The 19,527-nt window shown below is 69.0% G+C and carries 15 protein-coding genes and 1 pseudogene; 9 read left to right on the top strand and 7 right to left on the bottom strand.

Features of this window, described 5'->3' with window-relative positions; all coding sequences use genetic code 11:
• Nucleotides 1-7 precede the first annotated feature (7 nt).
• The 3 genes from FHU38_RS27480 to FHU38_RS17260 form a co-directional block, all read right to left on the bottom strand.
• Nucleotides 8-217 carry a hypothetical protein gene (locus tag FHU38_RS27480; protein WP_243852286.1) on the bottom strand — a complete coding sequence of 70 codons (210 nt, stop codon included), beginning with the start codon at nt 215-217 and terminating at the stop codon, nt 8-10.
• A 72-nt stretch (nt 218-289) separates the two neighbouring features.
• The gene (locus tag FHU38_RS27475) at nt 290-664 is read right to left on the bottom strand and encodes a hypothetical protein (protein WP_313886810.1); all 375 of its coding nucleotides are present in this window, start codon (nt 662-664) and stop codon (nt 290-292) included.
• An 11-nt stretch (nt 665-675) separates the two neighbouring features.
• Nucleotides 676-1,707: a DNA polymerase III subunit beta family protein gene (locus FHU38_RS17260; RefSeq protein WP_167172723.1), complete on the bottom strand. Its 1,032-nt coding sequence runs from the start codon at nt 1,705-1,707 to the stop codon at nt 676-678.
• 102 nt (nt 1,708-1,809) lie between these two features.
• Here FHU38_RS17260 and FHU38_RS17255 point away from each other — a divergent pair, with 102 nt between their 5' ends.
• Complete coding sequence (locus FHU38_RS17255; RefSeq protein ID WP_167172721.1) at nt 1,810-2,973, top strand: lactate 2-monooxygenase; 1,164 nt, start codon at nt 1,810-1,812, stop codon at nt 2,971-2,973.
• 48 nt (nt 2,974-3,021) lie between these two features.
• Nucleotides 3,022-6,912 (top strand): ATP-dependent RNA helicase HrpA, encoded by a 3,891-nt coding sequence (hrpA, locus tag FHU38_RS17250; protein ID WP_167172719.1) that lies wholly within the window; start codon nt 3,022-3,024, stop codon nt 6,910-6,912.
• A 16-nt stretch (nt 6,913-6,928) separates the two neighbouring features.
• On the opposite strand, the gene FHU38_RS17245 is transcribed toward hrpA, so the two are convergent.
• Nucleotides 6,929-8,599: a bifunctional 3'-5' exonuclease/DNA polymerase gene (locus tag FHU38_RS17245; RefSeq protein ID WP_167172717.1), complete on the bottom strand. Its 1,671-nt coding sequence runs from the start codon at nt 8,597-8,599 to the stop codon at nt 6,929-6,931.
• Nucleotides 8,600-8,861: 262 nt separating this feature from the next.
• Between FHU38_RS17245 and FHU38_RS17240 the strand changes: the two genes are divergently transcribed.
• Together FHU38_RS17240 and FHU38_RS17235 are read left to right on the top strand one after the other, a co-directional pair.
• Nucleotides 8,862-9,752: an Ig-like domain-containing protein gene (locus tag FHU38_RS17240; protein WP_167172715.1), complete on the top strand. Its 891-nt coding sequence runs from the start codon at nt 8,862-8,864 to the stop codon at nt 9,750-9,752.
• 155 nt (nt 9,753-9,907) lie between these two features.
• The gene (locus FHU38_RS17235; protein ID WP_167172713.1) at nt 9,908-11,527 is read left to right on the top strand and encodes an acyl-CoA synthetase; all 1,620 of its coding nucleotides are present in this window, start codon (nt 9,908-9,910) and stop codon (nt 11,525-11,527) included.
• Nucleotides 11,528-11,546: 19 nt separating this feature from the next.
• Here the strand turns inward: FHU38_RS17235 and FHU38_RS17230 are convergent.
• Nucleotides 11,547-11,831, bottom strand: a pseudogene (locus FHU38_RS17230) (hypothetical protein); the annotation flags it as partial.
• 417 nt (nt 11,832-12,248) lie between these two features.
• Here FHU38_RS17230 and FHU38_RS17225 point away from each other — a divergent pair.
• The 4 genes from FHU38_RS17225 to FHU38_RS17210 all read left to right on the top strand — a co-directional run bounded on the left by FHU38_RS17225 (nt 12,249) and on the right by FHU38_RS17210 (nt 15,906).
• Nucleotides 12,249-13,454: a S8 family peptidase gene (locus FHU38_RS17225; protein WP_167172711.1), complete on the top strand. Its 1,206-nt coding sequence runs from the start codon at nt 12,249-12,251 to the stop codon at nt 13,452-13,454.
• A gap of 82 nt (nt 13,455-13,536) precedes the next feature.
• Nucleotides 13,537-14,295 (top strand): SDR family oxidoreductase, encoded by a 759-nt coding sequence (locus tag FHU38_RS17220; protein ID WP_167172691.1) that lies wholly within the window; start codon nt 13,537-13,539, stop codon nt 14,293-14,295.
• Nucleotides 14,295-14,957, top strand: a complete 663-nt coding sequence (locus FHU38_RS17215; RefSeq protein WP_167172689.1) for a histidine phosphatase family protein — start codon at nt 14,295-14,297, stop codon at nt 14,955-14,957. The genes FHU38_RS17220 and FHU38_RS17215 overlap by 1 nt, the downstream gene beginning before the upstream one ends.
• 10 nt (nt 14,958-14,967) lie before the next feature.
• Entirely contained in the window at nt 14,968-15,906 is a 939-nt protein-coding gene (locus FHU38_RS17210; protein WP_167172687.1) for an SMP-30/gluconolactonase/LRE family protein, read from the top strand.
• Nucleotides 15,907-16,101: 195 nt separating this feature from the next.
• Here FHU38_RS17210 and FHU38_RS17205 read toward each other — a convergent pair whose 3' ends face one another.
• Nucleotides 16,102-16,725, bottom strand: coding sequence for a TetR/AcrR family transcriptional regulator (locus FHU38_RS17205; RefSeq protein WP_167172685.1), 624 nt, complete (start codon nt 16,723-16,725; stop codon nt 16,102-16,104).
• A gap of 13 nt (nt 16,726-16,738) precedes the next feature.
• Nucleotides 16,739-18,448 carry a GMC family oxidoreductase N-terminal domain-containing protein gene (locus tag FHU38_RS17200; RefSeq protein WP_167172683.1) on the bottom strand — a complete coding sequence of 570 codons (1,710 nt, stop codon included), beginning with the start codon at nt 18,446-18,448 and terminating at the stop codon, nt 16,739-16,741.
• A 301-nt stretch (nt 18,449-18,749) separates the two neighbouring features.
• Between FHU38_RS17200 and FHU38_RS17195 the strand changes: the two genes are divergently transcribed.
• Nucleotides 18,750-19,502: a siderophore-interacting protein gene (locus FHU38_RS17195; protein WP_167176206.1), complete on the top strand. Its 753-nt coding sequence runs from the start codon at nt 18,750-18,752 to the stop codon at nt 19,500-19,502.
• The last annotated feature ends 25 nt before the right edge of the window (nt 19,503-19,527 follow it).

Raw genomic sequence — 19,527 nt, 5'->3', positions numbered from 1 at the left:
GTCCGGCTCACCCGGCCAACGCCTCGATCACCTCGCTCAACGCGGCCTGCGCGTCCTCGGGCAGCCGCCTCTCGGCATGCAACATCCTGGCGTGCGTGGCCAGCCGCTCGGCGTCGTCGTCACCCCCAAGGTCGCCGAGGTAGGCGGGCAGCAGCAGACACAGTGAACGCAGGTCCCTGCGGGCGCAGAAACCGCTGAGCAGCCCATCGAGCAGCACCGTGACCCTGGGGTGACCGGTCCTGGCAGGCGGCCCGGTGTCGCGAAGCCCCTCCGCGACGCTGTAGCGCAGTCAGTCGCGGTAGGGCCCTTGCGGCACGGCGGCGAGGTGCTCCGCCGCGAGTTCGAAATGGCGCCGCGCGGCGGGTGTGTCTCCTAGCGTGCGGTGCGAGCGGGCTATGTTGGCGTGCAGCGAGGAGTAGAAGCCCGCGACTCGCTCGTCACCGACCTTGTCCGCGTGTCGCAGGCACGTCTCGTTCCAGCGCAGGGTGGCCTCGGGGCCGTCCTGGTGGCGCGCGAGGTAGTGGGCGGCGACGCACGCCTCGTAGTCGTCGCCCGCCAGCTCCCATGCCTGCTCGAACAGTGCGCGGGCGTCGGCGTCGAGGCCCCGCGCCTCGGCCAGCATGCCCTGCGAGCACAACCGCACGACAGCGTTGCTGGTATCCACTCGGGTCTCCTTCAGCGCTGCGGATCGGCGACGGGCATGAGCAGCGTGCTGAAGCTGCCCTGGTCGGCCGAGCGCACCAGTACGGGCCGGTCGGCGGCGTCGATCTCCAGCAGCACGTCTGGTCCCACGCTCGCCTCGACCGCGGGTCCGAGCACCATGGGGTCGAACGCGATGCGCAGCCCCTCGGGGCATACGGCGGGCAGCGCCGTGGTGCCGACGACGAGTTCACCGCCGCCGTCACCGTCACCGCGACGCAGCACCGTGGGTGCCTCGGCCGTGCCCAGCGCGTCGCGCAGGGCTCGCCGGTCAACGAGCACCCGCTGCTTCGGCGGGGCCAGCGCCGCGATCATGTCGCGATAGGCCGGGAACTCGCCGGTTCCGGCCGGGAGTGGGTAGCACGACCCCGGCGCGGAAAGCTCGAGGTTGCCTTCGGCTACGGTCAGCCGCACCTCGCTCTCCCGCGCGGCCCAGGTCGCCACCTCCAGCAGTGCGGGGACCGGTAACAGCACCTTGGCGGGCGGCCCCTCGACCCAGCCGCATGCGAGCTCGCGGACGGCGAGGCGGTAGCGGTCGGTGGCCACCAGCCGCACCTCGGTGTCGGTGATCTCGAACAGCACACACCTCAGTGGCGCGGGTCCGGGGTCCCGTGCCGCCGACGGCGCCACCTGACGCACCGCGCCCGCCAGCTCGGCACCGTCCACCGTGACCTCCGTGCGACCTGCGGGCAGATACGAGCTCACCACCTCGCGCAGCGCGGCCCGCGCCGCCTGGGAGTCCTCCCTCAGCCTGCGCTCGTGCCCGCGCAGTACCTCACGGGCGACGTCGCAGGGTCCGTCGAGCACGGCCGCCACGTCGGCAAGGCACAGCCCGGCGGCCCTGAGCTTGCGGACCAGCACCGCGCGGTCCTCCTGCGTGGGTTCGTAGTAGCGGTACCCGGTGACCGGGTCCACGTGCGCGGGGCGCAGCAGCCCGCAGTCGTCGTAGAAGCGCAGCGCGCTTGGTGTGAGTCCCACCCTGCGCGCGAAGGCGCCGATGTTGTGCATGCGAAGGATTGTGGGCCTTCGACCGACCTGAAGGTCAACGGCGAGGTGTCCGCGTAGGATGCCGCGAGCACGGCGGCTGTGACGGCGAACAGGGAGGCATCGGTGCCCGAGCGGTTCGGCTACTACCAGAACGAGCTTTACCTGCAGGGCTACGGCGGAGCGAAACCACCGTTTTCCACCGATGCCACGAAGCTGGAGGACTCGGCCGCGCAGGTGCTGGAGCCGGAGGCGTTCTCCTACGTCGCAGGCGGCGCGGGCTCGGGTGCCACGATGCACGCCAACCGCGAGGCGTTCGACCGCTGGAAGCTTGTTCCCCGCATGCTGACCGATGCCACCGAACGTGAGCTCGCCACCACGGTGCTCGGCACCCCGATGCCCGCTCCCGTGTTGCTGGCTCCCATTGGCGTGCAGTCGATCGTGCACCCCGACGCCGAGTCGGCCACCGCGCGGGCCGCCGCGGCCTTGGGCGTACCGATGGTCATGTCCACGGCCTCCTCCACCAGCATCGAGGATGTCGCGCAGGCCAGTGGTGACGGGCCGAGGTGGTTCCAGCTGTACTGGCCCAGCGACTCCGACGTGTGCGGCAGCATCCTCGCCCGCGCCCGCGCGGCCGGGTTCTCCACGCTCGTGGTCACACTCGACACCTGGACGTTGGGTTGGCGGCCGTGCGACCTCGACGCGGGCTACCTTCCGTTCCTGCGTGGCCTCGGCATGGCGGTGGCGTTCTCCGACCCGGCGTTTCGGCAACTGCTCGAAAAGCCGCCCGAGGAGGACACGCCGACGGCGGTGTTGCGCTGGATCTCCATGATCACCGGCACCGACCGTGACTGGTCGGCGCTTCCGCTGCTGCGCGAGCACTGGGACGGGCCCATCGTGTTGAAGGGCATCCAGCACGTCGACGACGCCCGGCGGGCCGTCGACGCGGGCATGGACGGCATCGTGGTGTCCAACCATGGCGGCCGGCAGGTGGACGGTGCGGCGGCCTCGCTGGAGGTGTTGCCCGAGATCGCCACGGCGGTGGGTGACCGCATCGAGGTGCTGTTCGATTCCGGGGTACGTACGGGAGCCGATGTGTTGAAGGCGCTTGCATTGGGCGCCAAGGCGGTGCTGTTGGGCAGGCCGTACGTCTACGGGCTCGCGCACGGGGGTGAGGACGGGGTGCGGCACGTGCTGCGCAGCGTGCTTGCCGACCTGGACCTGACGATGGCGCTGTCGGGACATCGCCGGCTGGCCGATCTCACCGCCGCCGCCCTGCGCAGGGCCTGACGGCGCCGGCGCGGGCCACCTGCCCGCCCGGTTAAGCTGGAGGGCGGTATGTCTACTGCTTCCCCGTTCACCGAGTTGCGGTCCCGCCTGCCCGAGCTCATGTTGCGCGACGAGCATCGGCTACGCCGTCGCATCGAGGGCGCCCGCAAGACCCGCAAGGGCGCGGCGGCGAACCGGATCATGGCGGACATCGAGGCCGACATCGACAAGGCGGCGCAACGGGTGCGGCTGCGCAGGGAGTCGGTACCCCGGCTGACCTACCCCGAGCAGCTGCCGGTCAGCGCTCACCGCGACGAACTCGCGGAAGCGATCAGCGACAACCAGGTCGTGATCGTGGCGGGGGAGACCGGTTCGGGCAAGACAACGCAGTTGCCGAAGATCTGCCTCGAGCTGGGGTTGGGTGTGCGCGGCCAGATCGGGCACACCCAGCCGCGCAGGCTGGCGGCGCGCACGGTCGCCGAGCGTATCGCCGCCGAGCTGGGCACGGAACCGGGCGACGTGGTCGGTCACAAGGTGAGATTCACCGACGCCTCTGGCGAGGGCACCCTCGTGAAGGTGATGACCGACGGCATCCTGCTCGCCGAGATCACCGGCGACCGAATGCTGCGCCAGTACGACACGATCATCATCGACGAGGCACACGAGCGAAGTCTCAACATCGACTTCCTGCTCGGATACCTCAAACAGTTGCTGCCCCGCAGACCTGACCTCAAGCTGATCATCACGTCGGCGACCATCGACCCGGAGCGGTTCTCCCGGCACTTCGACGACGCACCCGTCGTGGAGGTGTCGGGACGCACCTATCCCGTAGAGGTGCGCTACCGGCCCGTCGTCGACCCCGACGATCCCCAAGCCGATCCCGACCGCGACCAGGTACAGGCCATCGGGGACGCTGTGCGCGAACTGACGGCGGAGGGACCGGGCGACATCCTGGTGTTCCTCTCCGGCGAACGGGAGATCCGCGACACCCACGAGGCGCTTTCCGGGTTGTCCCTTCCCGACACCGAGATCCTGCCGCTGTACGCGCGGCTTTCGGCAGCCGACCAGCACCGTGTCTTCCGGCCGCACCGAGGCAGGCGGATCGTGCTGGCCACCAACGTGGCCGAGACCTCGCTGACGGTGCCCGGCATCAAGTACGTCGTCGATCCGGGTACCGCACGCATCTCCCGCTACAGCCACCGAACCAAGGTGCAGCGGCTGCCCATCGAACCGATCTCGCAGGCCTCGGCGAACCAGCGCAAGGGTCGCTGCGGTCGCACCTCGGACGGGATCTGCATCCGGCTCTACTCCCGCGAGGACTTCGAATCGCGGCCGGAGTTCACCGAGCCGGAGATCCTGCGCACCAACCTCGCATCGGTGATCCTGCAGATGACCTCACTGGGGCTCGGTGACGTGGCGCGGTTCCCGTTCGTCGAGCCACCCGACCGCCGCCAGGTCAGCGCGGGCGTGCAGCTGTTGCGCGAACTCGGCGCGCTGGAGCGATCCGGCGACAAGCTCACCGACACCGGTCGCAAGCTCGCCCAGCTTCCCGTCGACCCGAGACTGGCCAGGATGATCGTGGAGGCCAACCGCAACGGTTGTGTCCGCGAGGTCATGATCATCGCTGCCGCGCTGTCCATTCAGGATCCGCGTGAGCGGCCCGCAGACCGGCAGGACGCGGCAAGGCAGGCGCATGCCCGCTTCGCCGACCCCGAATCCGATTTCCTCTCCTACCTGAAGCTGTGGGACTACCTGCGCGAGCAGCAGAAGGCGTTGTCGAACAACCAGTTCCGCAAACTGTGCCGCGCGGAGTACCTGAACTACCTGCGGGTGCGGGAGTGGCAGGACATCTACGGCCAGCTGCGCCAGCTCGCCAAACCGCTCGGCGCCACACTGAACTCGGTTGCGGCGGAGCCAAGGCAGATCCACACCGCGCTGCTGAGCGGACTGCTGTCCCACGTGGGGCTGAGGGATCCCGCCAAGGGCGACTACCTGGGCGCGCGCGGTACGCGATTCTCGGTGTTCCCCGGCTCGGCGCTGTTTCGCAAGCAACCGCGCTGGATCGCCTCCGCGGAGCTGGTGGAGACCTCGCGGCTGTGGGCCAGGGTCAACGCGCGGATCGAACCTGAGTGGGTCGAGCCGCTGGCGGGGCACCTGGTGAAGCGCACCTACTCCGAGCCACACTGGGAACGCAAGCAGGGCGCGGTGATGGCGTACGAGCGCGTCACCCTTTACGGCATACCGCTGGTGACAGGGCGCAAGGTGAACTACGGGCGCATCGACCCCGAGATCTCGCGGCAGCTGTTCATCCGGCACGCGCTGGTGGAGGGCGACTGGGAAACCCGGCACCAGTTCTTCCACGACAACCTCGCCCTGCTGGAGGAGGTCGAGGACCTGGAAAACCGCGCCCGCCGCAGGGACATCCTGGTCGACGACGAGACGCTGTTCGCCTTCTACGACGAACGCGTGGCCTCCGATGTGGTGTCGGCACGACACTTCGACTCGTGGTGGAAGCGGGCCCGGCGCGAGCAGCCGGACTTGCTGAACTTCGAGAAGGCGATGCTCGTCAACGCCACCGCCGAACAGGTCAGCACCGCTGACTATCCCGACAGCTGGACGCAGGGCGACTTGCGGTTCGCGCTGACCTACCAGTTCGAGCCCGGCACGCAGGCCGACGGCGTCACGGTGCACATCCCGCTGGCCGTGCTGAACCAGGTGAGCACCGAGGGTTTCGAATGGCAGGTGCCAGGGCTGCGGGAGGAGTTGCTTACCGCGCTGCTGAAGTCACTGCCGAAGGCGTTGCGGCGCAACTTCGTTCCCGCTCCCGACACCGCACGGCAGCTGCTCTCGCGAATCGCACCGCAGGACGGGCCGCTGCTTGAGGTGCTCAGCGAGGAGCTGGAGTCGCTGCGGGGCGTAGCGGTTCCCGTGGCGGAGTTTCGGTTCTCGGCCGTGCCCGACCACCTGCGCATGACTTTCCGGATCGTGGACGAGCGTGAACGCACTGTCGCCGAGGGCAAGGACCTTGAGCGGTTGCGACACCGGCTCGGCGACCTACTGCGCGAGACGATCTCCGAAGCGGGCGAGACCATCGAACGTTGCGGGCTGCGCTCGCCGACCTTCGGCGAGCTGCCGAAGGTGTTCCAGGCGAACCGGGGCGGACACCGGGTGAAGGCCTACCCCGCGCTTGTCGACGAAGGCGACACCGTCGCCGTACGCATGCTGGACACACCCGGTCAGCAACAGGCGGCGATGTGGGACGGCACGCGGCGGCTGCTGCGGCTCAACCTGCCCTCACCAATGAAGTACGTCAGTCGCGGGCTGAGCAACGAGTCCAAACTCGTGCTGACCCGCAATCCGCACGGCAGCGTCGCCGCGCTGCTGGAGGACTGCGTCGACTGTGCGGTGGACAAGCTGGTGGCGGACGCGGGCGGGCCCGCGTGGGACGAAGCGGGATTCGCGGCGTTGCTGGAATCGGTGCGCACCCAACTGAATTCCGCCGTGCTCGCCGTGGCGCGAGAGGTCGAGCACGCGCTGCGCGCGGCACACGATGCCGAGAGCAGGCTGGAGCAGGCTGGTGGAGCGGCACTGGAGGAGTCGCTGGCGGATATCAGGGCTCAGCTCGCGGCGCTGGTGTATCCCGGCTTCGTGACTGGGACGGGCTACGACCGGCTTCCCGACCTCGTGCGCTACCTTCGCGCGATCGAGCGCAGGCTGGAGAAACTGCCGACCGACCCCGCGGGCGACGTGCGACGGTTGCGGGAGATCGCGTGGCTGAACGACGAGTACCGGGCCGCGCTCGGCGCGTTACCTCCTGGCGCGCAGCCGCCGCCGGAACTGGGCCGCATCCGGTGGATGATCGAGGAACTGCGAGTGAGTTTCTTCGCGCAGACACTGCGCACCGCCTACCCGGTTTCGGTGAAGCGGGTGCTGCGTGCGCTCGACGAAGCGGCGGCATGAGGCAGGCACTGGCGACTCAGCGGGCCTCGTCGTAGCGGTCCACCACATCGGTGGGCATCGGGAAGCGCACCGGGCACGCTGCTGTGAACACCAGCGCCGTCGCCTCGGCGACGGCGTCGTCGAGCGCGGCGCCGACCTGGTGGGCCAGTTCCGTGGGGGAGTGCACCAGGACCTCGTCGTGCTGGAAGAACACCAGGTGTGCGGGTGTGGGCAAGCTGCGGCGAAGTGCCGCCAGCAGCACCGCCGTCCAGTCGGCGGCGCTGGCCTGCACCACGAAGTTACGGGTGAACCGGCCCCAGTCACGGGCTGCCCTGCGTGCCTTCGCCTCGTCGGCGCCGCTGCCGGTGAGTGCCCGCCACGCGGCCGACGGCGGCGGCGACGTGCGACCGAGACGGGAGCGCACCAACTCGCCCCGCTCGCCTGCCAGCGCGGCATGCTCTACATAGGACACCGCGGTTGGGAACCGTTGCCGCAGCAGCGCCAGCAGTGAGGCGGCCTCGCCCGCCGTCGATCCGTACATGGCCGAAAGCATCGCGATCTTCGCCCGGTGCCTGTCCTCGGCGCCCGGAGTGCGTGCGAACATGGCCGTCGCCAAGCTGGTGTACAGGTCGGCGGATTCGGACACCCGGGCCAGCTCCCGGTCGCCGGAGAGCGCGGCCAGGATGCGCGGCTCCAGCTGCGCGGCGTCGGCCACCACCAGCTTCCATCCGGGATCGGCCCGCACGCAGCCTCGCAGCACCTTCGGGATCTGCAGCGCCGCGCCGCCCCTGCTGGCCCAGCGTCCCGAAACGACACCGCCGACCACGTACACCGGTCGGAACCGGTCGTCGCGCACCCACTGGTCCAGCCAGGCCCAGCCGTGCGCCGAGTGCAGCCTTGCCAGCTCCTTGTACTCCAGTAGCGGCGCCACCGCAGGATGGTCGATCCGGCGCAGCACGTGCGCCCGAGCCGAGGGCACCTCGATACCCGCGTGCGAGAAGGCGCGCACGACGCTGCCGGGATGGTCGGGGTTGACGGGTCTGCCGCCGAAGGCCTGCTGGATGCGTTGGGCCAACTCGGCGAGCCGCCTCGGCCGCTGGCCACTCGCGGCTCTTTCGCCGAGCAGTTCGGTGAGCAGCCGGTCGTGTACGTCGGCGCGCCAGGGTAGCCCGTCGGCGGACATCTCGGCGGCGGCGAGTGCGCTGGCCGACTCCGCCGCGACGAGCAGTCGCATCCGGTCAGGACGCGGCAAAGCGCTGATCCGCTCGCGTTGGCGGGCGAGTACCTGCTCCGCGGCGTCGAGCGTGCTCACGCCGTCGGGCAGGCCCGGGTCGGTCGGGTCGAACAGCGTGGGCTGGGATCCTGCTTCCAGGTGGTCGCGCCCGGTCTCGGCGGGCGTGGGCAGGCCGTTGGCCCTGGCGTAGGCAGCGGCGAGCCCGCGTGATTGCTCGTGCAGCCCCTCGTGTGCCAGCAGCAGGTACTCGGCGAGTGCGAGGTCGTGGCAGCGTCCCAACCGCACACCGTGGGCCGCCAACGGCGTGTAATCGCGCTCCACGGAGGTGAACACCCACCTCGGGGCGAACTCACGCTCCCAACGTGTCGCGAGTTCGGTGAACTCGGCCGCGCCGATGTGCTCCGGTACGGCTTCCCGGCCGCCGAGCGGACGCACGGCATAGCCGCCGGCCTCCCGCGAGACGATCACCAGCACGACCTGATTGTGCGCGCACCCACCGACAGTCCGGCTCCTCACCCGGGCGGGCATCGCGCATCGCACGGTGGGGTTCGTGGGTGTGCGCTGCCCGCGGGCCAGGGTTTTACTGTGCGAGTTCTATTTGTCACGGAAAGTGAATGCCTCGGGAGCTTCCGGCTGAGGCGGGAGGAGTCATTTCGTGAGAGTTACGCCAGCAGGAACCGGATTCCCGGCAACGCGAAGAAACCCGCGCCGGGGCGTCCGGCGGGTCGGGTCGGTCGTGGCCGGTGTGGCAGTGCTGTTCGGTGCGTTCTCCGCTGTCCTGGTCCCGCAGGCCGCGGCGCAACCGGCGACCTCGACCACCACCTTGACGGCGGAGCCGCCTTCACCGACCTTCGGCGATCCCGTCACCCTGACCGCCACGGTGACCTGCGCCGGTGCTCAACCCGGCGGGACCGCCGGCTTCACCACCGAGGGCGGCAGCCTCGGCGACGCCATGCTGCAACCGGCTGACCCGGACACCGCCACCGCTGTGTTGACCGTGTACGGGCTTGCGCCCGGCGCCCACAGCATCACCGCCGATTACGGCGGCGACGCCTCCTGCGCGGCGTCCACATCGGACCCCGTTGTCGTCACTGTCGCTGCCGAGGAATCGGGGCCGGTGACCGGCTCGGTGGACATCACCGAACCCACGACGCTACTTCCGGGGACGATCGTGCTCGGCTCCGTCAACATCAGTGGCGCCGGCGCGCTGAACGCCGAGGGTGCCCGCATCATCGGGGCCGTGACCGCCACCGGTGGAACCGGTCTGCGGATGTGTGAAAGCACCGTGCTCGGCAGGCTGTCGGTCAGCGGGATGGACGGTGTCGTGCAGATCGGCGACACCGATGCCGGCATCCCGTGTGAGGGCAACAACATCTTCGGCGGGGCAGGCTTCACCAACAACACCGGCTACCTCGAACTCGACGACAATCGCGTTCTCGGGAGCGTGACGCTTACCGACAACACCACCACCATCTCCGTGCCGCCGGACAACCCCGATGCCACCGAGGTCACAGCCAACACGATCTTCGGCAGCCTTGCGTGCACCGGGAACACACCGCCGCCCACCAACAGCGGCGAACCGAACACCGTCTACGGCAGCAGCACCGGCCAGTGCGCCGAGTTGTGATCCGAAAGCGGCGCGGCCAGTTGTGAAGGGCCGTGGTGTGCTGGCCATCGCACACCACGGCCCTTTCGCCGTGTGGCAGCGGGGAACGGGTGCTCGACGCTTAACCTACTAGCGGGTAGGTTAATGTCCGTCGAGCGCGAGGAGGTGTCCGGCGGATGCGGATGGCGACCAGCATGGTGCGGCTGGTGAATCAGGTCGCGGAAAGGGCCCGCAGTGTCGAAGTGCTGTGGCGGGCCGGACTGGTGCCGTTGCCCCGGGTCGACGTGATCGTGGGATCGCTGCTTGCCACCCGCCGGTTCGGGCCGCTGGCCGGTGCGGTCCGTATCGCGGCGCGCCGCGATCCCCGCGCCGTAGCCATAGTCGACGAGCGTGGCCCGTTGACCTTCGCCGAACTCGAAAGCCGGTCCAACGCACTGGCCCGTGCCTGGTCACAGCGGGGTGTGCGGCCGGGCTCTGCTATCGCCGCGTTGTGCCGCGACCACAGGTGGCTGGTGCTCACCATGCTCGCGGCGGGCAAACTCGGCGCGCCGCTGCTGCTGCTCAACACCGGATTCGCCAAGCCGCAACTCACCGACGTCGCGGCGAGGGAGAAGGTCACGGTACTGGTGTACGACGAGGAGTTCAGCGACGTACTGAGCGGCATCACCGGCGTGGACCGCTTCCTCGCTTGGGCGGACACGGATACCTCCGGCACTCCGACGCTGGGCGAGGTGATCGCGACCGCCGACGACACGGCCATGCCGGTACCCGCGAAGCCCGGTGGGCTCATCCTGCTGACCAGCGGCACGACCGGCACGCCCAAGGGTGCACCACGGCCGAAGATCTCCGCGCTGGACTCCGCGCAGTTCCTGGACCGCATCCCGCTTCGGGTCGGCGAAGCCACCTTTCTCGGCGCGCCGCTGTTCCACGGCACCGGCATCTCGCAGTTCATCCTGTCGCTCGCGCTGGGCTGCAAGGTGTTGCTACGCCGTCGATTCGATCCCGAGGCCACGCTGCGCGGTATCGCCGAACACCGCTGCACCGCACTTGTGCTTGTGCCCACGATGCTGCGTCGCATCATCGATCTCGCCCCTGAGGTGATCGGCCGCTACGACACCTCCAGCTTGCGGATCATCTTCGTCGCGGGATCAGCGCTGTCACCCGAGGTGGGCAACAGGGCGACCGAGATCTTCGGCGACGTGATCCACAATCTCTACGGCTCCACCGAGGTCGCGGTGGCGACGGTGGCCACGCCGCAGGACTGGCGCAGGGCTCCCGGGACCGTCGGCAGGCCACCGGTCGGTTGCCGGGTCGCGCTCTACGACGACAGCGGCAGGCGCATCACCCGTCCCTACGTGACCGGCCGGGTGTTCGTGGGCAGCGGACTGGCTTTCGAGGGCTACACCGACGGTAGGCACAAGGAGGTCATCGACGGTCTGCTCAGCAGCGGCGATGTCGGGCATTTCGACGCCGACGGGCTGCTGTTCATCGACGGCCGAGATGACGAGATGATCGTTTCGGGCGGTGAGAACGTCTACCCGGTAGAGGTCGAGAACCTGCTCGTCGAGCATCCCGACGTGGTGGAGGCGGCCGTGGTCGGTGTCGAGGACGAGGAGTTCGGGCAGCGGTTGAAGGCCTACGTGGTGCCCGCCGCGGGCGCGCGACTGGACGCCGAAGGCGTTCGGGAGCACGTGCGCCGCAACCTCGCCAGGTACAAGGTCCCCAGGGACGTGGAGTTCCTGCCTGAGCTCCCTCGCAACGCCACCGGCAAGGTGTTGCGCGACAAGCTTCCGTAGCGCCGGTTCAGTTCCGGAACCGGCGAGAGGCCACCCCTCTGGGGCGAGGGGGCGGGAGCAGGCTGAGCAGCGAGCCCGCCGGAAGCTGAAGAATGTCCTCGAGCGCTCGCACCGCGAACAGCGAGTTCTGCCGTTCCGGCTGCCGCTTACCCGACTGCCAGTAGCTCAGCGCGGTCACGCTTACCGAGACCCCACGGGCGTGCAGCCGGGCCTGGATGCGGTCGAGGCTGAGCCCGCTTGTCGCGATGGCCGTCCTGAGCGCATCCGAGAACACCGTTTCGCCCATACCCATGCCCCCCGGCATCGCGTGATCATAACGATGCGGCAAATGTTAGCAGCCATGTGTAACACTTCCGGGTGATCCGGGCGACGCTCGCCGGTCGAGCGGTTACCCAGCCGAGGCTCGTGGTCGGGTTCTGGAGTGGCGGCGGGAAGGCATCCGCGCCCGCTGCTTTGACCCCTGCCGCGGTTGGCGATAGGGGAGCCTTTTAGGACTGTCCGACGAGCCACTGTCCGACGAGCCGCAGCGCGAACCGGACGGTTTGGACAAATCCGAAAGAAGTCTCGATGTGTGGCACCGCCTTTCCTCGGGCCTTCGAGGTGAGCACGTTCAGTCGTGCTCCGCCAAATGGCCCAGTACTGGTAAATGTGAATCATTGCCCGGATGTTGCCGCCCAGCTTTCATGATTCACGCCGTTGCCGGGGATCAGGGAGGAAGCCGATGCCGAATCCGGGCACATCGAATCGGAAGCTGACGGCGGGAATCGTGGCAGCCACGGCCGTCACCGGGGTGATCGCCGCGAGCGTCGCACCCGCGCAGGCCGCGCAGGGACAGATCCGTTCCGCGAACACCGCCGACGCGGTGGCGGGCAGCTATCTCGTCGTGCTGAAGGACGGCGCGACGACGACGGCGCGCAGCGCCGCGACAGCGCGAGCTCACACGCTGGCACAGGAATACGGAGCCGAGGTCGGACGGACGTTCAGCAACGCGTTGAGCGGGTTTTCGGTACACGCCAGCGAGACCGAGGCCAAACGAATCGCCGCGGATGACGACGTCGCCTACGTCGTGCAGAACCAGCGGATACACACCATGGACGCGCAGCCTTCGCCGCCGTCGTGGGGTCTGGACCGGATCGACCAGCGTGACCTGCCGCTTGACGACTCCTACGAGTACGCCACCAAGGCGGACAACGTCACCGTCTATGTCATCGACACCGGTGTGGACGCCGACCACAGCACCTTCGGCGGCCGCGTGAGCGGTGGCATGGACTTCATCGACAACGACCAGGACGCAGGCGACGAGAACGGCCACGGAACGCACGTCGCGGGCACGATCGGAGGCGAGGAGTACGGGGTCGCGAAGGGGGTGCGGATCGTGCCGGTGCGCGTGCTGGACGCCAACGGCAGCGGCACCACCGAGCAGGTCGTGGCAGGGATCGACTGGGTCGCGCAGAACGCGAGTGGACCCGCCGTGGCCAACATGAGCCTCGGTGGCAGTGCAGACGACGCACTCGACACCGCTGTGCGAGGCGCCATCGAGGCAGGCGTCACCTTCGGTGTCGCCGCGGGCAACGAGTCCACCGACGCGGGGACCACCTCTCCCGCCCGCGTCGAGGAGGCCATCACCGTCGCGGCCAGCAACGAGCGGGACGCGCAGGCCAGCTTCTCCAACTACGGCGACGTCGTTGACCTGTACGCGCCGGGTGAGGACATCACCTCGGCCTGGCTCGACGGTGGCGAGAACACCATCAGCGGCACCTCGATGGCAACGCCACATGTCGTGGGAGCGGCGGCGCTGTATCTGGCTGAGCACGGCGATGCCACCCCGGATCAGGTGGCGGAGGCGCTGACCTCGGCGGCCACTCCTGACAAGATCACCAACCCCGGTGACGGCACGCCGAACCGGCTGCTCTACACCGGTAACTGACACCGCCCACTCCGTGCGGTCCGGTGGCCCGGCGTGTGACGCGCCGGGCCACCGGCTTGTTACCACCCGGTAGGGTCGAGGCATGTCCGTGCGCCAGAACATCGTGATCACCGGCGCCAGCTCGGGGTTGGGCGAAGGCATGGCCAGGCGGTTCGCCGCGCTCGGCCGGAACCTCGCCCTGTGCGCCAGGCGCACCGACCGGCTGGCCGCACTCGCCGCCGAACTCGCCCGGACCCATCCCGGCATCCGCGTTGTCGTCAGGGACCTTGACGTCAACGATCACGACCGCGTCTTCGCCGTGTTCGACGAGTTCCGCGCCGAACTCGGCACGATCGACCGAGTGATCGTCAATGCCGGGCTCGGCAAGGGCCAGCCGGTGGGCACCGGTTACCTCACCGCCAACCGGCAGACCATGCTGACCAACCTCATCGCGGCGCTGGCGCAGTGTGAGGCGGCGATGAGCTGCTTTCGCGAGCAGCGAGCGGGGCATCTCGTGGTGGTGTCGTCGTTCAGCGCGTTGCGCGGCATGCCGGGTAACCTCACCGCCTACGCCGCGTCCAAAGCGGGGCTGTCGGCACTGGCCGACGGTATCCGTGTCGACACGCTACCGACGGCCATCCGCGTCACCACGCTGCTGCCCGGCTACATCGAGTCGGAGATGACCGGCAGGGCGGGCAGGACCCCGATGCTCGCGAGCGCCGATCGGGGTGCGCGGGCACTGGTGCGGGCGATCGAGCGGGAACCGGCGAAGGCCTACGTGCCTGCTTGGCCGTGGGCACCGCTGAGTGTGCTCGTCCGTATCCTTCCCTCGGGCATGCTGCGACGGATCGGTATTCGCTGATGGGCGTTGTGTACCTGGTGCGCCACGGGCAGGCCTCCTTCGGCGCGGCAGACTACGACGTGCTCTCCGACCGTGGCGAGCAGCAGGCCCGGCTGGCAGGGCGGGAACTCGTGCGCAGGGAGGCGGCCCTCAGCCACGCGCGCTGTGGCAGCCTCTCTCGGCAGCGGGCGACCGCGGACGCGGCGCTGGCACAACTGCCCTCGCCTCCCACCGTGGCGCGGGACGCGCGCTGGAACGAGTACGACCACGTCGACATCGCCGCACACCACGGTGGCGGGGCCGCGCAGGACAGCGCCGATCCGAGGGCGTATCAGGCCGCGCTCGAGGGCGCGCTGGCGAAGTGGGTGGCGGCGGGCGAGTCGAGCCCGTGCGCGGAGTCGTGGCCACGATTCCTTGCCAGGGTCACCGGCGCGCTCGACGACCTGGTTTCCGTACTCGGCAAGGGTGAGCAGGCCGTAGTGTTCACCTCCGGCGGCGTCATCTCCACGCTGTGCGGAGTGCTGCTAGGGGTGCCCGAGGTCGGCCTGCTGTCGTTGAACCGGGTTACCGTCAACGCGGGGATCACTAAGATCGTCACCGGCCGTTCCGGAACCACCATGCTTTCCTTCAACGAACACGGGCACTTCGACGGCGAGGCGGCGGGGCTACTGAGCTACCGGTAGGGAGGCGACGATGGGCTTCGGCGAGGTGCGGACCATCCCGGTCAACGGTGTCGGGCCGGAGGACGTGCTGGTCGACTCGCTCGGCCGCGTCTACACCGGACTCGAGGACGGTCGCATCATCCGTGTCGACGACGAAGGAAGGCGCATCGACACCGTCGCCGACACCGAGGGCAGGCCGCTGGGGCTGGAGTTCCTGGGCGAGGACGAACTCGTCGTCTGCGATGCCGTGCGGGGCCTGCTGTCGGTGCGGCTTTCCGACGGCGCGGTGCGCACCCTGGTGGTCGAGGCAGCGGGGCAGCGCCTGACGTTCTGCAACAACGCCGCCGTCGACAGCGAGGGAACCGTCTACTTCACCGACTCGTCGACCCGGTTCGGGATCGGGAACTGGCGCGACGACCTGATCGAGCAGACGGGAACCGGCAGGCTGCTGCGGCGCACGCCCGACGGCGTGGTGGACGTCCTGACGGCCGGTCTGCAATTCGCCAATGGCGTGGCGCTCGCGCCGGACGAGTCGTTCGTCGCCGTCGCGGAGACATCAGCTTGCCGGGTGCGCAGGGTGTGGCTGGACCCACGACGCCACGGTGCCACTGACCTGCTCGTCGACGAGTTGCCTGGCTTCTGCGACAACATCTCCACCGGCAGCGACGGGCTGATCTGGGTCACCCAGGCAAGTCCCAAGGTCGCCTCACTGGAGTTGGTACGCAGGCTTCCGGCCGCGCTGCGCCGCGTCGTGCGTGGCCTGCCGACCTCGTTGCAGCCATCGCCCCGGCCCACCTGCGGGGTACTGGGCGTCTCCGCCGAAGGCGAGATCGTGCACGACATCGGCGGCGAGATCGAGGGCTTCCGGCTCCTCACCGGCGTGAGAGAAATGGCGGGCAGCCTCTACTTCGGCAGCCTGGAGGGCAACCGTATCGTCGTCACCGAGGTTGCCGCGGCGGCACGGCGGTGACCGCGCGGGCGTGACTTTGTCGGCGCCTCGATTCCCGCGCCGACCGTGGGGAGTTCTCACGAGATTCGGTTGCTGTGTGGTGCTTTCTCACTTCCCGCGCCCTCACTTTCCGCGCGGTGAGTGAGCGGAATCCATCGGCGCATGCCGTATCGACCGCCCCGAGAAGTGAAGGCCGCCGCAGGGCGACAGCGGCCTTCACGGTTGTTCGGAGACCCGCGGCAGCACGTCCCTGACGAGCGTGAGCAGTACCTGGCTCAGCAGTGCGTGCACCTGCGCGCGGTCCAGCGCCGCCTGCACGAGCCACTCCCGGCCGGCGGCCTTCACCATGCCGCCGTAGGCACGCACCACGGCGTTGAACTGCTCCCAGTGCGCGTCGTCGCGGGAGAATCCCATCGCCTCCAGTACCCGGTCGGCCGCGGTGCGGTCAGCCTCGTCGACGATCCGCTCGACCTCGACGTCCCTGCCGATGCCCTCGGGCGCGATGGCGGCCAGCCACAGCTTCTCCTGCTTGCTGACCATGTCGAGGAACCAGTCGACGGCCGCCTTCGTCCGTTCCTCCAGCGACCCTTCCGGCAGCCGTGAGACGGCGACGTGCGGCACGGTGAGCGCGCGTTTCACAACTGCTAGATAGAGTTCGCGTTTCGTGCCGAAATAGTGGTTTATCAGGCCGCGCGCGACACCAGCGCGCGCGGCGATATCCGACGTGGACACATCGGTGTAGGGTCGCTCACCGAAAAGCTCGGCCGCGCAAGTGAAGATCTGTTCCCTGCGCTCATCCGGTTCCAGCCTTCGCCATTTCGGCATGGATTCCGTCGTCATGTTGTGCAGTTTCTCACGTCTGCTTGCGTTCTGCCGTAGTGACAGGCAGCCGCAGGGCGCCAGGCGCGGCCTCGGGCACGATCGGGTGTTTCGGGGCCACCGGGTCTACCCGCTGGTAGGCGGAGCCGAGCGGCGGTCGCGGATCGCGCTCGGCCTTGTTCGGCCACAGTGCCATGGCCCGCTCGGCCTGCGCGGTGATGGTGAGCGAGGGGTTCACGCCGAGGTTGGCGGAGATCGCGGAGCCGTCCACGACGTGCAGTCCCTCGTAGCCGTACAGCCGCTGGTAGGCGTCCACGACCCCGGTGCGGGGCGAGTCCCCGATGGCGCAGCCGCCGATGAAGTGTCCGGTCATCGGCATGTTGAACAGATCGTTCCAGCCACCGCCAGGCAAGCCGTCGATCTTGTCCGCCACGCGCCGGGCGACCTCGTGACCCTCGGGAATCCAGGCGGGGTTGGGCTCGCCGATGCCCTGCCTGGTGCGCATCCGCCTGCCGAACAGTCCCCGCTGGGTGAAGGTGGTGATCGAGTTGTCGAGAGACTGCATCACCAGCAGTACGATTGTCTGCTCCGACCAGTGCCTCGGATTGTGCAGCGCGGGCAGCTTGCGCCAGTTGCGGCGCATCTCGCGAAGTCCCGCCAGCCAGCGCGGTTTGCCCTCGACCGGGTCGGTGAGCACGGCGCCGATGAGGCCGAGCAGGTTGCTGCCCTTGCCGTAGCGAACGGGTTCGACGTGGGTGACGTCGTCGGGATGGATCGACGAGGTGATGGCTACCCCGCGATGGAACTCGGTGTCGCGCCGGGTGGTCCGCGCGGCGAGCACGGCCTCGGAGTTGGTCCTGGCGAGCATGCCCAGTCGTGGGGAAAGTCCCGGAAGGATGCCTCGGTCGCGCATCCGGTGCAGCAACCGCTGGGTGCCGAGCGCGGCGGCGGAGAACACCACCTGCTCGGCCGTGAAGGTGCGCCTGCGCCAGGGACGTCCGGTGTGGACGCAGGCGACGGCGTAGCCACCGGATGCCAGTGGCCGCACCTCGCGCACGGTCGTCAGCGGGTGCACCTTCGCGCCCGCCCGCTCCGCGAGATGCAGGTAGTTCTTGACCGTCGTGTTCTTCGCGCCGTGCCTGCACCCGGTCATGCATTCACCACAGTGGGTGCAGGCCCGCCGCTGCGGTCCCATCCCGCCGAAGAACGGGTCCGCCACCTGCTGCCCGGGATTGAGGCCGTTGTCGCCGAAGTAGACCCCCACCGGGGTCGGGCCGTAGGTGTGCCCGATGCCCATGTCCTCGGCGACGTCACGCATCACCTCGTCGGCGGGCGTGCTCAGCGGGTACCTGGTGACACCCAGCATCCGTTTGGCCTGGTCGTAGAAGGGGGCCAGCTCGGCCTTCCAGTCGGTGATGCCGGCCCACTGCCGGTCGGCGTAGAACGCGTCCGGCGGCTCGTACAACGTGTTGGCGTATACGAGCGAGCCGCCGCCGACGCCAGAGCCGCTCAGCACGAGCGTGTCCGGCAACGGTGTGATGCGCAGGATGCCCGTGCAGCCCAGTTTGGGCGCGAACAGGTAGTCGCGGACATGCCAGGAGGTCTTGGCGAACTCGTGGTCGGCGAAGCGCCTGCCCATCTCGAGCACGCCGACTCGGTACCCCTTCTCGGTCAGTCGTAGCGCGCTCACGCTGCCACCGAAGCCGGAACCGATCACCAAAACGTCGTAGTCGAACTGCGCCATGCGATCACGGTGGTCGCTTGTTGGCAAGCTGTCAAGAGTGGCCGCCGCGGAGCGGGGCGTATGCCGGTGTGCGGACAAGGTTCCTTCACCTGGTCGCGGTGAGTAGCGTGTGGGCAACCCTGACGGCTACTCGCCACTCTTCCGTGTCCTTGGTGGCTGTGCGAGAGTGAGTGAGGTTAGCCTTAACTTGCCAGTGTTGAGCCAAGCCGAGGAGGCCCGCATGGCGGATCGCACGGAGTCCGGGCAGTCCGGGCAACCAAGGCAGCGCGGCGGCGGCAAGCCGGTCAGCCGGTTGCGCGTAATGCGAACCGAACGGCTCACGCCGCACATGATCAGGGTCGTTTCCGGCGGCGAGGGTCTTGCGACGTTCGTTCCCAACGGCTTCACCGACAGCTACGTCAAGGTGCTGTTCCCCGTCCCCGGCGTGACCTATCCCGAGCCGTTCGACCTTCGAGTGATCAAGGCCGAGTTGCCGCGCGAGCTGTGGCCGAAGCAGCGCACGTACACGGTGCGCGGTTACGACCCGGTGGCGGGCGAGCTTGTCATCGACTTCGTGTACCACGGCGAGGCGGGACTCGCGGGTCCGTGGGCGGCGAGTCTCGAACCAGGCGACGAGGTGCTGGTGGCCGGTCCGGGCGGGGGATACGCGCCCAGCCCGCAGGCCGACTGGCACCTGCTGGTCGGCGACGAGGCGGCCCTCCCGGCCATCGCGGCCTCGCTCGAGGCGATGCCCGCCGATGCTCGCGTGCTGGCACTGCTGTTGGTCGAGAACGGGTTGGAGGAGCAACCGCTGGCCACCAAGAGTGCCGCGGAGATCAGCTGGCTGCACCGTGACGCGGGTGACGACCTGGTCGCCGCCGTGCGCGCGCTCGACTTCCCGCCGGGGACGATGCAGGGCTTCGTGCACGGCGAGGCCGGGTTGGTCCGAGAACTGCGCGGTCACCTGCTCAGCGAGCGGGGAGTGCCCAAGGAAGCGCTTTCCATCTCGGGCTACTGGCGGCGCGGCCGCACGGACGAGGCGTGGCGTGCGGAGAAGGCCGAATTCATGGCCTGACAACCGGGAGCGATGTTGACCTGGT

Origin of the sequence: Saccharomonospora amisosensis, from assembly GCF_011761185.1 — a bacterium.
Taxonomy (GTDB): domain Bacteria; phylum Actinomycetota; class Actinomycetes; order Mycobacteriales; family Pseudonocardiaceae; genus Saccharomonospora_A; species Saccharomonospora_A amisosensis.
Note: the sequence above shows the minus strand (reverse complement) of the source record. Positions and strands in the feature narration are given on the sequence as shown.